Origin of the sequence: Kribbella sp. NBC_00709, from assembly GCF_036226565.1 — a bacterium.
GTDB lineage: Bacteria > Actinomycetota > Actinomycetes > Propionibacteriales > Kribbellaceae > Kribbella.
In genome coordinates this window covers 5,461,897-5,474,638 of sequence record NZ_CP108996.1, presented here as the reverse complement: position 1 = coordinate 5,474,638, position 12,742 = coordinate 5,461,897, and the positions used below count along the sequence as shown (strand labels likewise).

Sequence of the window (12,742 nt, the reverse complement as noted above, 5' to 3'; positions counted from 1 at the left end):
TCAACTCTCTCTCGAACTTGTCTGGGCGGATGAGCCTAACTGCTCGTGCGCTTTCTTGGCCTCCTCGATGCGGCGGCCGAGGACGATCGCGGCGACCCAGAAGCCGGCGAACGCGACGCCGAGGAAGAACATCACCGAGACGACGAAGCCGAGACCGACCGCGCCGACCTGGACCACCGAGCCGAGGACGTACCCGGCCCGGAACCGCAGCAGGCCGGCGGCGACGATCGCGAGCACCGCCAGACCGAGGCACACCGGGACCGCGACGGCGGGACGGACATTCGCGACCGAGATCATCACCGGCGTGACCAGAGCGAGCACGATCGACTCGAACCCGAGCACGATCGACGCGAGCGATCTCACTGCTCGTCCTTCGGCTTACGGACCAGCAGCGTGCGGGCCTCACCGGCGGTGATGACTGAGCCGGTAATCAGTACGCCGCCGGTGCCGAACGCGACCGCGTTCTCCTCGGCCAGCCGGATCGCGTCGTCGATCGCGTCGATCAGATGCGGCCGGACCAGCACCCGCTCCTCACCGAACACCTCGGCCGCCAGCTCGCCCAGCTCCTCGGCCGGCATCGAGCGCTCGACGAAGCTGTTCCGGGTGCAGACGACCGTCTCCATGATCGGTTCGTAGGCCTCCAGGACGCCGTACACGTCCTTGTCCTTCATGCAGCCGAGGACGCCGATCAGCGGCTGGAACTGGAACGCCTCCGAGACCGTCGCCGCGGTCGCCTCTGCGCCGTGCGGGTTGTGGGCGGCATCGACGATGACCGTCGGGCTCTGCCGCACGACCTCCATCCGGCCAGGGCTGGTGACGTTGGCGAAGCCTGCCTGCAGCAGCTCGGTGGTGACACGGCCCTCGGACTCCGGGCCGGCGCCGAGCAGTGCCTCGACCGCGGCGACCGCAGCGGCCGCGTTGTGCGCCTGGTACTCACCGTGCAGCGGGATGAACAGCTCGTCGTACTCACCGCCGAGGCCCTTGATCGTGACGACCTGGCCGCCGACCGCGAGCGTACGGGCGACGATGCCGAACTCGATCCCCTCGCGGGCGACCTGGGACCCGACCTCGGCCGCCCTGCGGAGCAGTACCTCGAAGACCTCCAGGCTCTGCTCCGACATCACCGTCGTACCGCCGGGCTTGATGATGCCGGACTTCTCGCCGGCGATCGTGACCGGATCCGCGCCCAGCAGGTGCGCGTGGTCGACCGCGACCGGGGTGATCACCGAGACGGTCCCGTCGGCGACGTTGGTCGAGTCCCAGCTGCCGCCGAGGCCGACCTCGATCACCGCGACGTCGACCGGCGCATCGGCGAACACGGAGTACGCCATCCCCGTCATCACCTCGAAGAAGGTCAGCGGGTGCTCCTGCTCGGAGTCCACGACATCCAGGTACGGCGCGATCTCGGCGTACGCGTCGACGAAGCGTTCCTCGCTGATCGGCTCGCCGTCCAGCGTGATCCGCTCCCGCACCGACTCCAGGTGCGGGCTGGTGAACCGGCCCGTCCGCAGCCCGGCCTCGCGCAGCAGGGTGTCGATCATCCGGGCCGTGGACGTCTTGCCGTTGGTCCCCGTCAGGTGCACCACCGGGTAGGCCTTCTGGGGGTCGCCGAGCAGCTCGACGAGCCGCCGGACCCGATCCAGGGTGGGCTCGATCTTGTGCTCCGGCCAGCGCGCCTGGAGCAGGGCCGACACGTCGGCGTAAGAGAGGTCGCTCATCAGGAGGCCCAGTCTAGAAGGGGCCTGTGGATAAGCGTTCGGAGCACCCCTTGACAACCACTACGATTGTGCGCATGAGCCAGACGTCCCGCGTTCCAGACAAGCCCAGCCTCGACGGCCTCGAGGAGAAGTGGGCTGCCGTATGGAAGGAGCAGCAGACCTACGCCTTCGACCGCACAGCCGAGCGTGCCGACGTGTATTCGATCGACACGCCCCCGCCCACGGTCTCCGGGTCGCTGCACGTCGGCCACATCTTCAGCTACACCCACACCGACCTGGTGGCCCGCTTCCAGCGGATGCGCGGGAAGAAGGTCTTCTACCCGATCGGCTGGGACGACAACGGCCTGCCCACCGAGCGCCGGGTCCAGAACTACTACGGCGTCAAGTGCGATCCGACCCTGCCCTACGACGCGGACTTCACGCCGCCGGCCAAGCCGGACCCGAAGAAGCAGGTCCCGATTGCCCGGCAGAACTTCGTCGACCTGTGCGGCGAGCTGACCCACATCGACGAGCAGGCGTTCGAGGCGATGTGGCGCCAGGTCGGCCTCAGCGTCGACTGGTCGTATCTGTACACCACGATCTCCGAGGACTCCCGGCGGACGTCGCAGCGCGCCTTCCTGCGCAACTTCGCCCGCGGCGAGGCCTACCTGTCCGAGGCCCCGACGATGTGGGACGTCACGTTCCAGACCGCGGTCGCGCAGGCCGAGCTGGAGGCGCGGGAGTATCCGGGCGCCTATCACCGGATCGCCTTCCATGGCGCCGACGGCCCGATCTACATCGAGACCACGCGGCCCGAGCTGATCCCGGCCTGCGTCGCGCTGATCGCGCACCCGGACGACGACCGCTACAAGCACCTGTTCGGTACGACGGTCCGCACGCCGCTGTTCGACGTCGAGGTCCCGGTCCTGGCCCACGAAGCGGCCGAGAAGGACAAGGGCGCCGGTATCGCGATGTGCTGCACGTTCGGCGACCAGACCGACATCCAGTGGTGGCGCGAGCTGCAGCTCCCGGTCCGCACGGTCATCGGCCGCGACGGCCGGCTGCTCCGCGACACCCCGGCGTGGCTCGAAGGCTCCGCGGCGGGCTCGGAGCTGTACTCCGAGCTGGCCGGCAAGACCGTCTTCAGCGCCCGCGAGCTGATCGTCGGCAAGCTGCGTGAGAGCGGCGACCTGGACGGCGAGCCGAAGCCGACGCAGCGGATGGCGAACTTCTACGAGAACGGCGACAAGCCGCTCGAGATCGTCTCCACCCGGCAGTGGTACATCCGCAACGGCGGCCGCGACGCCGCGCTCAAGCAGGAGTTCATCGAGCGCGGCGACGAGCTCGCCTGGGTCCCCGAGCACATGCGCCACCGCTACCTGAACTGGGTCGAGGGCCTGAACGGCGACTGGCTGATCTCCCGCCAGCGGTACTTCGGCGTCCCGTTCCCGGTCTGGTATCCGCTGGACGCCGAGAGCGAGCCGGACTACGACCACCCGTTGATGCCGGCCGAGGCCGAGCTGCCGATCGATCCGACGTCGCAGCCGCCGCGGGGCTACGACGAGTCCCAGCGCGGCAAGCCGGGCGGGTTCGAGGCCGACCCCGACGTGATGGACACCTGGGCGACGTCCTCGCTGACCCCGCAGATCGTCTGCGGCTGGGAGCGCGACGACGACCTGTTCCGGCGTACCTTCCCGATGGACCTGAACACGCACGCGCACGAGATCATCCGCACCTGGCTGTTCTCCCGCGTCGTCCGGGCCCACTTCGAGAACGGCACGCTGCCGTGGGCGCGGTCGATGATCTCCGGGTTCGTCGTCGACCCGGACCGCAAGAAGATGTCGAAGTCCAAGGGCAACGCGATCATCCCGTCCGAGATCCTGGAGAAGTTCGGGTCGGACGCGGTCCGGTGGCGGGCGGCGATGGCGCGGCCGGGGCTGGACTCGCCGTTCGACGAGTCGCAGATGAAGGTCGGCCGGCGGCTTGCGATCAAGGTTCTGAACGCGTCGAAGTTCGTCCTCGGGTTCGGGGCGACGACGGTCGACGCGGCCGCGGTCACCGAGCCGGTCGACCTGGCGATGCTGCAGCGGCTGCGGTCGGTCGTCGCGGACGCCACGGCCGCCTTCGAGCGGTACGACTACACCGGTGCGCTGGAGATCAGCGAGCGGTTCTTCTGGACGTTCTGCGACGACTACGTCGAGCTGGTCAAGGAGCGCGCGTACGGCGGTCAGGGTGACGCCGGCGCAGCCTCGGCGAAGGCGGCCCTCGCGGTCGCGTTGTCGGTCCAGCTCCGGCTGCTCGCGCCGTACCTGCCGTTCGCGACCGAGGAGGTCTGGTCGTGGTGGCAGGAGGGTTCGATCCATGTGACCAGCTGGCCGCAGCCGGATGTCGATCTCGCGGTCGCGGCGCAGGAGCCCGAGGTGCTGGACGCCGTCTCGGAGGTCCTCGCCGGGATCCGCGGGGCGAAGTCCGAGGCGCAGGTCTCGATGAAGACCGAGGTCAGCAAGGTCGAGGTCACCGGTCCTGCCGCGCGGCTGTCGCTGGCCGAGCGCGCCGAGCCGGATCTGCGGGCCGCCGGCCGGATCACCGGCGAGATCGTCTGGAACGCCGACGACTCCGACGCGGTCAAGGTGGTCGCCGCGCTCTGAGCACGTCTCGAGGTGCCCGTCTCCTGTTCGGGAGGCGGGCACCTGTGCGTGTCGCCGAACGACTACCCTGCGATACCGGTTTGTGCTGATGTGGAAGCATCGGGTCCGAACCCCGTGACCAAACGTCCGAGGAGCCACCCCATGAGCGACCCCACCGACCCGGCGGATCCGAAGCCGACGGAGCAGGCCGTCACCACGGCCGATGCCGGCGCGGACACTGCCGAGCTGGCCGCCGTCCCGGCTGGGGACACGCCTGGCGACACAACGGCGGACACCGCTGGGGAGAACGCTGGGGGTACGGCTGGGAGCAAGCTGGCCGAGTTTGCGGCCGGCCAACCGCAGAAGGACGGGCAGCCGGAAAAGGACGCGCAGCCGAAGAAGAAGTGGTGGCGGATCCGGGTGCGGGGGCCGTGGGTCACGGTCGTGGCGGCGGTGGCTGTGCTGATCGTGCTGGCGCTGCTCGGCTACGTCTGGGGTCTGGGGCCGCTCAACCGGCTGAACGCGCAGCGCGGAATCACACCGCCCGCGAAGCTCGCCGGCCTCGACCGGATCACCGATCCCGATATCCGCGACCGGGCCGGCCTCGACCAGACCCGTGAAGCGCTGAGCCGGATCAACAACGGCAAACAGGTGACCGTGGAGGCGTACGGCAGCCTCGACGGCGACCGGCTCTTCGTGATCATCGCGCTGCGCGGCAAGGTCGACATCGACAAGACCGTCGCGGACTCCGGCGCCGCCGCGGACAAGATCAAGAAGGTCGGCTCCTCCACCTGCGTCGAGTCGAGCGGCAACCTGCCGACCCAGTGCTACCGGGGATCCAACACGCTCACGGTCATCGCCCAGTCCGCCAACGAGGGCGTCAACGTCGACCAGGTCGAGCCAGTCGCCGAAGAAGCCTTCAAGGCCATGCGCTGATTCCCGGGCGCTGACTCAGGCGAGCAGCCCTGCGATCAGGATCATGATCGGGATCGAGAGCAGCGTGCTCAGCAGGACCGCGCTTCGAGCAAGCGTGCGGCTCGCCCGATAGTGCACGGCGTACACATAGACGTTCTGCGCCGTCGGTAGCGCGGCCAGCAGCGTCGGGGCGAGCAGCGCCGTACCGTGCAGGTCGAGCACCCACCGCGCGATCGCGTACGCCGCCAGTGGCTGGACGAATGCCTTCAACGCCACCGCGAGTACGACGTCCCGCCGCAACGTGATCGAATCCTTCGTCCCCGCGCTCAAGCTCAACCCGTAGGCCACCAGCGCGACCGGCACCGCCGCCGCGGCGACCAGGTCGATCGGCCGCATCACGAGCTCCGGCAACGGCAGCCCCAGCAGCGAAACCAGCAGTCCGAGCAGGGACGCCACCGTCAGCGGATTGCGGAACGGCCGCGTCACCATGGTCCGCAGCGACACCCGCCGCCCGGTCCCCTGCCGATCATGATCCAGGACGGCGAACGCGATCGGCGCCATCACCACCACCTGGAACAAGACGATTGGTGCGACCAACGCACCGTTCCCCAGCACGTACGCCGCCACCGGTACGCCGAGGTTGCCCGCGTTCACGTACGACGACGCGAGCACACCGATCGTCGCCTCGGACCGCGTCCGTCGCCAGATCACCGCCGCGACGACGAGGAAGATCGCCTGAACCACGAACAGGCTCAGCAGATTGGTGACCAGGACGACCGAGAAGATTGCCCGAAGGTCTGCCCGCGCGACCGTCGTGAACAGCAGCGCCGGCGTCGCGACGAAGAACGCGAGCCGCGACAGCACCAGCTCGTCCTGCGAACGCAGTACGCCGAGGAGGCCGACGACGTACCCGAGCACGGCCACTGCGACCAGCGCACCGAAGGCACCGACGACGGCGGACATCTCAGGTACTCAGCGGCTTCGGCACGCTGCGATCGTATAGGAAACCGCTCTCCAGCAAGAGCGTCGGTTCAACGGCCGGACGGTCAGCAGGGGCCGTTCCCGCTGCGGCAGCTGGTGACGATGCCGGCCATGGTCGCGCGGAACTGCTCGCGATCGGCCGGGCTCAGGTCCGCCATCAGCTGGGTCAGCGCCTCGCCGACCTCGGCATGGAACGCCGTCGCGGCCCGGCGACCCGCATCGGTGAGATTCACCTGCAGGGCCCGCCTATTGCCGGGCACCGGGGAACGCTCCGCCAGCCCGCGCTTCTCGGCCCGGTCCATCAGCCCGGTGAGCGCCGCCTTCTCCACGCCGAAACAACCCGCCAACTCAGCCATCCCCCGCGGGCCGCCGAGCAGCACGCACAGCAGCTTGGCCTGCACCGGCGTCAGGTCGTGCCGGTCGGAGACGCGGGCATAGATCCCCTGCACCAGCGACGTCAGCTGGATCAGGCCAGCGGCCGCGTCCAGCTGGTCGGCCGGCAGGTCGACGCTGTGCAGCGGACCTGTGCGGACGACAGCCCGCGCGGCTTCCGTCTCAGTCACATCCAATACGGTACAGGGCGTGTATGGTTAACGACACATACAGTTCATGCCGTTAACTATCGAGGAGAACCGATGTCCTTCAGCGACGCGGAGACCGACTATCTCCGGTCCCAACCCCTGGGCCGCCTCGCCACCGTCTCCGGCGACGGCCAGCCGGACGCGGTCCCGGTCGGCTTCGAGTACGACGGAACACACCTGTACGTCGGCGGGATGGACCCGGTCCGCACCCGCAAGTACCGCAACGTCCGCGACGGCAACACCAAGGTGGCCTTCGTCGTCGACGACCTGGCGTCCGTGAAGCCCTGGATCCCTCGCTACCTGCGGATCTACGGCGAGGCGGAGCTGGTCGAGCGGGACGGTCAGTTCGGGCCTGCGGCGTACCTGCGGATCACTCCGACCGTCTCGTGGAGCTTCAACCTCGAGGGCCGGCCGTTCAGCCACGATGTGAAGGTCACCACGACTCGCACCGTCCACGCGCCCGAGGCGGTGACGAGCCGATGAGCTTCGACACGAAGGCCGGCACTCGCGGCGCGCGACAGCCGAAGGGGCGGTTGATGCTCTGGGTGAATCGCCTGATGGCGCGGCGGATCCGGCGCGGCGGGAAGTTCATGGGCTTCGACGCGTTGATCCTGCGCACGATCGGGCGGAAATCCGGCGAGGAGCGGACGACGCCCGTCGGCTGGTTCCCCGGCGCCGACGGCAGCCGGCTGATCGTCGCCTCCGCGGCCGGCGCCCCCGGGAACCCGGCCTGGTACTACAACCTCGCTGCGAACCCCGAGGTTCGGATCGACGTCGACGGCGAGACGATCGAGGTCCGCGCGGAGCAGCTGCACGGCGCGGAGCGGGCCGAGGCATGGGACCTGATCACGGCGGCGTCGCCCCGGTTCGCGGAGTACCAGGTGAAGACCGATCGAGAGTTGCCGGTGATCAAGCTGGTCCCACGGCCCTGATCCGGCACTGAAAGGTAACCCGTCAGATGCTGACAGGTTGGTCCCTGGACTAGAAAGATTCCACCGGAGCCTCGGACCATTTCACCTTCACCGCGAACCCGCAGTACCCGGGCGACCCGGTCGATGCCAAGAGCAACAAAGTGCTGACCGGCCACCTGCGTTGGTCGGGTCTGGTCGGGGGCGAGTTGCCGCTCGAGTTCGTCAACCACCCGCCGGTTGTCCCGGCCGCCTGCACCACGCTCCCCGATCAGACCACCTGCACGGCGCCGGGTGATGCCGTCTCACCGGCGCCTGCGGCTGTCAGTAGCCATAGGCGCCGCCCCCGGACGTGCTCGACGGGGCCTGGGTGGGCGCGGCGGCTGTGGTGGTTGCGGCGTGCCAGGTGAAGCTGGTGCCCGCGAACGCGTCGGTGACGTTGTTGCCTTGGGCCTTACCGGCGCCGGTGTCGAGTTTGAAGGTGTACAGCGGTTTGCCCTGGAAGGTGAGCTGGTCGGCGCCGGTGTCGGAGCGCTTCATCACGCCCAGGCCGGTCACCGACTTCGCATCGGCGGCAGTCCCGGTGGCCGGCATCCAAAAGCTCAGGCAGTTGCCGGTGCACTTGATCATCCCGCCGGCCTCCTGGTCGGCGAAGTACAGCGTCTTGCCGGCCGAGTCGACCAGCGTGTCACCTACCCCGCTCACGTTCTGGACCGAAACCGCAGCCCCCGCCACCGCCCCGCCAGTGGTCGATCGAGTACTCGAACCACCGCCACACGCAGCCAGCGTTCCGACCGCGGCCACCGTTGCTCCCAGCAACAATATTGTCGTTTTCATCGTTTGCTCCTTTCACCAGCAGATACGCGGGACACCGCGGACAGGTTCAGTTGAACCTTCTACGGCTTCTGTACGTAGTTCTGAGGTGTGGATGACGACACGGTGATCCGCACGTTGTACGACAAGTACCGGCGGCCGCTCTACGGCTATGTCCTGCGCTCGGTGGGCGGGGACCGTCAGTACGCCGAGGACATCGTGCAGGAGACGATGGCGCGCGCCTGGACGCACGCGGCCGAGCTGGACCCGGACCGGGCCGGCCGCTGGCTGTTCACGGTCGCGCGCAACCTGGTCATCTCCGGCCATCGCAAACAGGCGGCCCGGGTGACGGAGGTACCGATCGACGACCGTGAGTTCGCGGCCCTCGGCGACGACATCGACCACGTGCTGCAGGTCTGGCAGGTGATCGAGGTCATGCGCGGCCTGAGCCACGACCACCGGCAGGTGATCGTCGAACTGTTCTACCGGCGGCGGACCGTCAACGAGGCGGCGGTGGTGCTCGGCGTACCGCCGGGGACGGTGAAGTCGCGGAGCTACTACGCGCTGCACGCGTTGCGGGCGGCGCTGGAAGAACAAGGAGTGACCGGCTCATGACGTGCCCGGAGACGATGTCGATCGGCGCCTACGTACTGGGCGCGCTCGAGGCGTCCGAGCGTCGCGCGACCGAGGAGCACCTCGCGACCTGCGCGACCTGTCGGGAGACGCTGCTGCAGTTCGCCCACCTCCCGGGCCTGCTGCACGCCGTACCGGTCGAGGACATCGAGACGGACCAGCCGGAGCCGGCGCCGCTCCAACTGACCAAGCCCCTCCAACTGGCCAAGAAGAAGCGGCCGAGGCGCCGCTGGGTGCTGGCAGCTGCGTCGGCCGCCGTGCTCAGTGGTGTGGTCAGCTGGGGCCTCGTGACTGCTCCAGCCTCGGCTACGTGGACCGCAACAGACGGCGTGGGCGGCATCGACACCACAGCCAAGCTGACCGGACACGGCTGGGGCACAGACATCCAACTCCGCCTGACCGACCTGCAGCCCGACGAGCACTGCATGCTGATCGTCCACGGCCGCGACGGGACCACCGAGACAGCCGGCTGGTGGGCATCGAACGGCACCTACAAGGCCCAGGTCCCAGCCAGCACGTCAATCCCTCTGCAAGACATCACCAGCCTCCAGGTGGTGACGTCAGCCGACGCAGTCCTCAGCACCATCACCCCATCCACGAGGTAGCCCACCACCGAGTCCTATTCGCCTGGTCACCCAGCAATTTGCCTGGCCCACCCACGAAGTCGGGGGTTCCGGACCCGTATCCACGGTCATGAACCCCCGATTTGCCTGGCAGACCAGGCAAATTCCCTGTCTGCCAGGCAAATGGGACGCCTAAATCACCAGCTGTTGTTGGAGATGCCGGTGCCGAGGATCACCTGGTCGTAGGTGTTGCCGTCGTTGTCGTCGGTGTAGGCGACGGCTACTTCGGCGTACGGCGATACCGCGACCGTCATCTGCTCTTGCCGGCCCGCCGTTGCGGAGCTGAGCTGTTGCGACGACAGCCGACCGGTGTCGGTGCCGTCCGTCCCGAAGCCGCGGACCCACACGTCGAGGTCGGTGGCCTGGACCGTCCAGCCCACCACGGTCTGCGCCTGATCGTCGATCCCGATCGACGGAGCGATGCCAGCTGCGGCGACCTGTACGTCGGCGTACCGCGCCGTGCCCGCCGAGTCGAACGAGCGCGTTGCGACCGCCGTACCTGTCTGCCACGCGACCGCGAAGTCGCCGTTGAAGTTCGCGGCTACCGATGCGAGCGTCTGCTGGCCGGCGGTCGTGGCGTTCGCGACCCGGCGGGGCAGGGTGGCCGCGCCGTTGGTCCGGCCCAGCCGGATCAGTCCGATGTTGTAGTCACCGTTGGCGTCGCCGTCCTCGTCCCAGACAACGACTGCGTCACCGGACGCCGACACTGCTACATCCGGGTTGTGATGCTGACCGGTCGTCTGCGAGGCGGTGACCTCCCAGGCGCGAGTGGTGGGACCGGTGTAGCCGGCTGCCTTCACGGTGGCCGGCGTACCGGTCTGGATGTCCTCCCAGGCCACGGTGAACGCGACCGCTGCAGTGGACGGCGCACCGTCCGGGTCCACAGCAACTCGCGGGTTGATCTGCTGACCAGTCGCACTGGTGTTGGCGTTGCCGGTCGCTGTCACTGTGCCAGCGGTGTTCACGACGCGGTACGGGATGTTGTAGTACCCGTTGCCGTCCGGATCGTCCTGCCACACCACGACAGCGTTGCCCTTGTCGTCCAGCCCGACATCGGGGTGCAGATGCCGCCAGTTGGTGATTCCGCTGTCGCCACCCGCGGAGAGCTTCTTCTCGTACACCGCGGTGCCGTTGTGGAACAGCCGCACCCAGATGTCGCTGTGGACGTTGTCGGTCGCGTTGTCGGTGTCGCGGTCGTCCTCCCACGCCACAGCGACGTACCCGTTCCGGTTGGTCGCGATGGACGCGTTGTCCTGGTCACCGGTGGACACGCTGTTCGCTGTCACCCAGGTGGGTGCAGCAACGTGGGCATCAGCTGTAGGCGTGGTGAAGGTGAGCGCAATGGCCGCCAGAGCGGTGATAGCCAAGGTTTTCATGAGTCACACCGCCTGCAGTCCGGGCTGGCCCTCTTCGATCACGAACGACTTCACTGTCGCCGCGGCGGCGCCGTGCTCGGACACCTTCGCCACGTTGCGGAAGTCGGCCCGCATCTCGGTCGGGCTGACCGTCGCACGGATGTAGCCGCGCCGGTTGTTGTAGAACTTCAGCCACGGGTTCGTACCGACATCCGGGACCGTGGTGGCCCCGTCACCGTCACCGCTCGACGTCACCGAGCTGGTGACGAGCTCGGTGCCGATCGTTACCGAGTTCGCGTTGTTGTAGTCAGCCTTCAGGTCATTGGCCCAAGCCCGGTGCACGTCTCCGGTGAGTACGACGGGGTTGCGCACCGCCCGGTCGACCCAGCCTTGCTGGATCCGCGCCCGCGAGGCGCGGTACCCGTCCCAGGAGTCCATGCTCGCGCCGGTCGAGTTGAACCGGCGAGCAAAGAACACCTGCTGTCCGATGATGTCCCAGGTCCCCAGGTGCTGCCCCAGACCGTCCAGCAGCCAGCTCTCCTGCGGGTTCCCGGGCAGACTGCGGTTGGCCAGATCGGCGTCCGAGCACAGCTGCCACCCATCGCCACAGGCCTGGTCGTTGCGGTACTGGCGGGTGTCGAGCATGTGGAACGTCGCCAGACTCCCCCACCGCAGCCGCCGGTACAGCTGGATGCTGTTGCCACTGTTCACCTGAGCAGGCCGCAGCGGCATGTTCTCGTAGTACGCCTGGTACGCCGCCGACCGCCGGGCGGTCCACTGCGCAGCCGTCAGCGCCGGAGTGTTGTTCTCGCGCACCGTGCCGGCGTAGTTGTTCTCCACCTCGTGGTCGTCCGGTACGACGATCCACGGCGCAACCGCGTGCGCAGCCTGCAGGTCCGGGTCCGTCTTGTACTGCGCGTACCGGCGGCGGTAGTCCGCGAGTGCCACGATCTCGTTGCCGAGGTGCAGACGCGGGCGACCCGTGGTCGGACCGTACTCGTAGATGTAGTCACCGAGATGCAGGACGACGCCCGGGTTCTCCTCGGCCATTCGGCGGTAGACGGTGAAGTACCCCTCCTCGTAGTGCGAGCAGGAGGTGAACGCCATCACCAGATTGCGGCCGGCCGCACCGATCGCCGGTGTAGTACGGGTCCGGCCGACGGGCGAGACGTGGCCCTGGGCGCGGAATCGATAGAAGTAGTCGGAGTCCGGGTTGAGGCCGCCGGCGATGGCGTGCACCGAGTGGGCGGCGGCGTACTTGGCGGTGACGGTGCCGGAAGCCACCAGTGTGCTGAAGGTGTCGCTGGTCGACACCTGCCAGTCCACAGCGACATCGGCGTTCGCCATCCCGCCCTGGCCGTCGGCGTTGGTCGGCGCCGGGGCCAGGCGGGTCCACAGCACGACGCTGTTCGCGTCGGGCTCACCGGACGCGATGCCGAGCTGGAACGGGTACGGGACGGCGGCGGTGGCGGTGATCACGGACGACTGGGCGGCAGCCGGGAGGGCACCGACACCAGCCGCGGCGAGTCCGCCGAGAACAAGGGTCCTGCGACTGATTGGGCTCATGAGCCTCACCTTCACGGGTACTCAGGGCGGGAGGCCCCCGGAA

Annotated in this window: 13 protein-coding genes; 6 read left to right on the top strand and 7 right to left on the bottom strand. The window is 68.4% G+C overall.

The window, feature by feature from the left end:
- Positions 1–363, bottom strand: a complete 363-nt coding sequence (locus OHA18_RS27020) for a DUF4233 domain-containing protein (protein ID WP_328998104.1) — start codon at positions 361–363, stop codon at positions 1–3.
- Positions 360–1,718 (bottom strand): bifunctional folylpolyglutamate synthase/dihydrofolate synthase, encoded by a 1,359-nt coding sequence (locus OHA18_RS27015; protein ID WP_328998103.1) that lies wholly within the window; start codon positions 1,716–1,718, stop codon positions 360–362. The genes OHA18_RS27020 and OHA18_RS27015 overlap by 4 nt, the downstream gene beginning before the upstream one ends.
- A gap of 74 nt (positions 1,719–1,792) precedes the next feature.
- On the opposite strand from OHA18_RS27015, the gene valS reads away from it, so the two are divergent.
- Together valS and OHA18_RS27005 are read left to right on the top strand one after the other, a co-directional pair.
- Positions 1,793–4,345: a valine--tRNA ligase gene (gene valS / locus OHA18_RS27010; RefSeq protein ID WP_328998102.1), complete on the top strand. Its 2,553-nt coding sequence runs from the start codon at positions 1,793–1,795 to the stop codon at positions 4,343–4,345.
- Between the two features lie 141 nt (positions 4,346–4,486).
- Positions 4,487–5,260 (top strand): hypothetical protein, encoded by a 774-nt coding sequence (locus tag OHA18_RS27005; RefSeq protein WP_328998101.1) that lies wholly within the window; start codon positions 4,487–4,489, stop codon positions 5,258–5,260.
- 15 nt (positions 5,261–5,275) lie between these two features.
- Here the strand turns inward: OHA18_RS27005 and OHA18_RS27000 are convergent, their stop codons facing one another.
- A complete protein-coding gene (locus OHA18_RS27000) occupies positions 5,276–6,202 on the bottom strand; it encodes an AEC family transporter (protein ID WP_328998100.1) in 927 nt (308 codons plus the stop codon).
- Between the two features lie 83 nt (positions 6,203–6,285).
- The gene (locus OHA18_RS26995; RefSeq protein ID WP_328998099.1) at positions 6,286–6,783 is read right to left on the bottom strand and encodes a MarR family winged helix-turn-helix transcriptional regulator; all 498 of its coding nucleotides are present in this window, start codon (positions 6,781–6,783) and stop codon (positions 6,286–6,288) included.
- A 72-nt stretch (positions 6,784–6,855) separates the two neighbouring features.
- Between OHA18_RS26995 and OHA18_RS26990 the strand changes: the two genes are divergently transcribed.
- Both OHA18_RS26990 and OHA18_RS26985 read left to right on the top strand, forming a co-directional pair.
- Positions 6,856–7,284 carry a PPOX class F420-dependent oxidoreductase gene (locus tag OHA18_RS26990; protein WP_328998098.1) on the top strand — a complete coding sequence of 143 codons (429 nt, stop codon included), beginning with the start codon at positions 6,856–6,858 and terminating at the stop codon, positions 7,282–7,284.
- Entirely contained in the window at positions 7,281–7,733 is a 453-nt protein-coding gene (locus tag OHA18_RS26985) for a nitroreductase/quinone reductase family protein (RefSeq protein WP_328998097.1), read from the top strand. Before OHA18_RS26990 ends, OHA18_RS26985 begins: the two co-directional genes overlap by 4 nt.
- 300 nt (positions 7,734–8,033) lie before the next feature.
- On the opposite strand, the gene OHA18_RS26980 is transcribed toward OHA18_RS26985, so the two are convergent.
- Positions 8,034–8,546, bottom strand: coding sequence for a hypothetical protein (locus OHA18_RS26980; protein WP_328998096.1), 513 nt, complete (start codon positions 8,544–8,546; stop codon positions 8,034–8,036).
- 87 nt (positions 8,547–8,633) lie between these two features.
- On the opposite strand from OHA18_RS26980, the gene OHA18_RS26975 reads away from it, so the two are divergent.
- Together OHA18_RS26975 and OHA18_RS26970 are read left to right on the top strand one after the other, a co-directional pair.
- Positions 8,634–9,137, top strand: coding sequence for a sigma-70 family RNA polymerase sigma factor (locus tag OHA18_RS26975; protein WP_328998095.1), 504 nt, complete (start codon positions 8,634–8,636; stop codon positions 9,135–9,137).
- Positions 9,134–9,760 (top strand): anti-sigma factor family protein, encoded by a 627-nt coding sequence (locus OHA18_RS26970; RefSeq protein ID WP_328998094.1) that lies wholly within the window; start codon positions 9,134–9,136, stop codon positions 9,758–9,760. Before OHA18_RS26975 ends, OHA18_RS26970 begins: the two co-directional genes overlap by 4 nt.
- A 155-nt stretch (positions 9,761–9,915) precedes the next feature.
- Here the strand turns inward: OHA18_RS26970 and OHA18_RS26965 are convergent, their stop codons facing one another.
- Both OHA18_RS26965 and OHA18_RS26960 read right to left on the bottom strand, forming a co-directional pair.
- Complete coding sequence (locus OHA18_RS26965) at positions 9,916–11,154, bottom strand: hypothetical protein (RefSeq protein ID WP_328998093.1); 1,239 nt, start codon at positions 11,152–11,154, stop codon at positions 9,916–9,918.
- Between the two features lie 3 nt (positions 11,155–11,157).
- The gene (locus OHA18_RS26960) at positions 11,158–12,699 is read right to left on the bottom strand and encodes an alkaline phosphatase D family protein (RefSeq protein WP_328998092.1); all 1,542 of its coding nucleotides are present in this window, start codon (positions 12,697–12,699) and stop codon (positions 11,158–11,160) included.
- Positions 12,700–12,742: the final 43 nt, after the last annotated feature.

What these genes read in the sequence shown, in the direction of transcription:
- OHA18_RS27015 (WP_328998103.1), bottom strand. Translation starts at nt 1,718, where the DNA reads ATGAGCGACCTCTCTTACGCCGACGTGTCGGCCCTGCTCCAGGCGCGC.
- valS (WP_328998102.1), top strand. Translation starts at nt 1,793, where the DNA reads ATGAGCCAGACGTCCCGCGTTCCAGACAAGCCCAGCCTCGACGGCCTC.
- OHA18_RS27005 (WP_328998101.1), top strand. Translation starts at nt 4,487, where the DNA reads ATGAGCGACCCCACCGACCCGGCGGATCCGAAGCCGACGGAGCAGGCC.
- OHA18_RS27000 (WP_328998100.1), bottom strand. Translation starts at nt 6,202, where the DNA reads ATGTCCGCCGTCGTCGGTGCCTTCGGTGCGCTGGTCGCAGTGGCCGTG.
- OHA18_RS26990 (WP_328998098.1), top strand. Translation starts at nt 6,856, where the DNA reads ATGTCCTTCAGCGACGCGGAGACCGACTATCTCCGGTCCCAACCCCTG.
- OHA18_RS26985 (WP_328998097.1), top strand. Translation starts at nt 7,281, where the DNA reads ATGAGCTTCGACACGAAGGCCGGCACTCGCGGCGCGCGACAGCCGAAG.
- OHA18_RS26980 (WP_328998096.1), bottom strand. Translation starts at nt 8,546, where the DNA reads ATGAAAACGACAATATTGTTGCTGGGAGCAACGGTGGCCGCGGTCGGA.
- OHA18_RS26970 (WP_328998094.1), top strand. Translation starts at nt 9,134, where the DNA reads ATGACGTGCCCGGAGACGATGTCGATCGGCGCCTACGTACTGGGCGCG.
- OHA18_RS26965 (WP_328998093.1), bottom strand. Translation starts at nt 11,154, where the DNA reads ATGAAAACCTTGGCTATCACCGCTCTGGCGGCCATTGCGCTCACCTTC.
- OHA18_RS26960 (WP_328998092.1), bottom strand. Translation starts at nt 12,699, where the DNA reads ATGAGCCCAATCAGTCGCAGGACCCTTGTTCTCGGCGGACTCGCCGCG.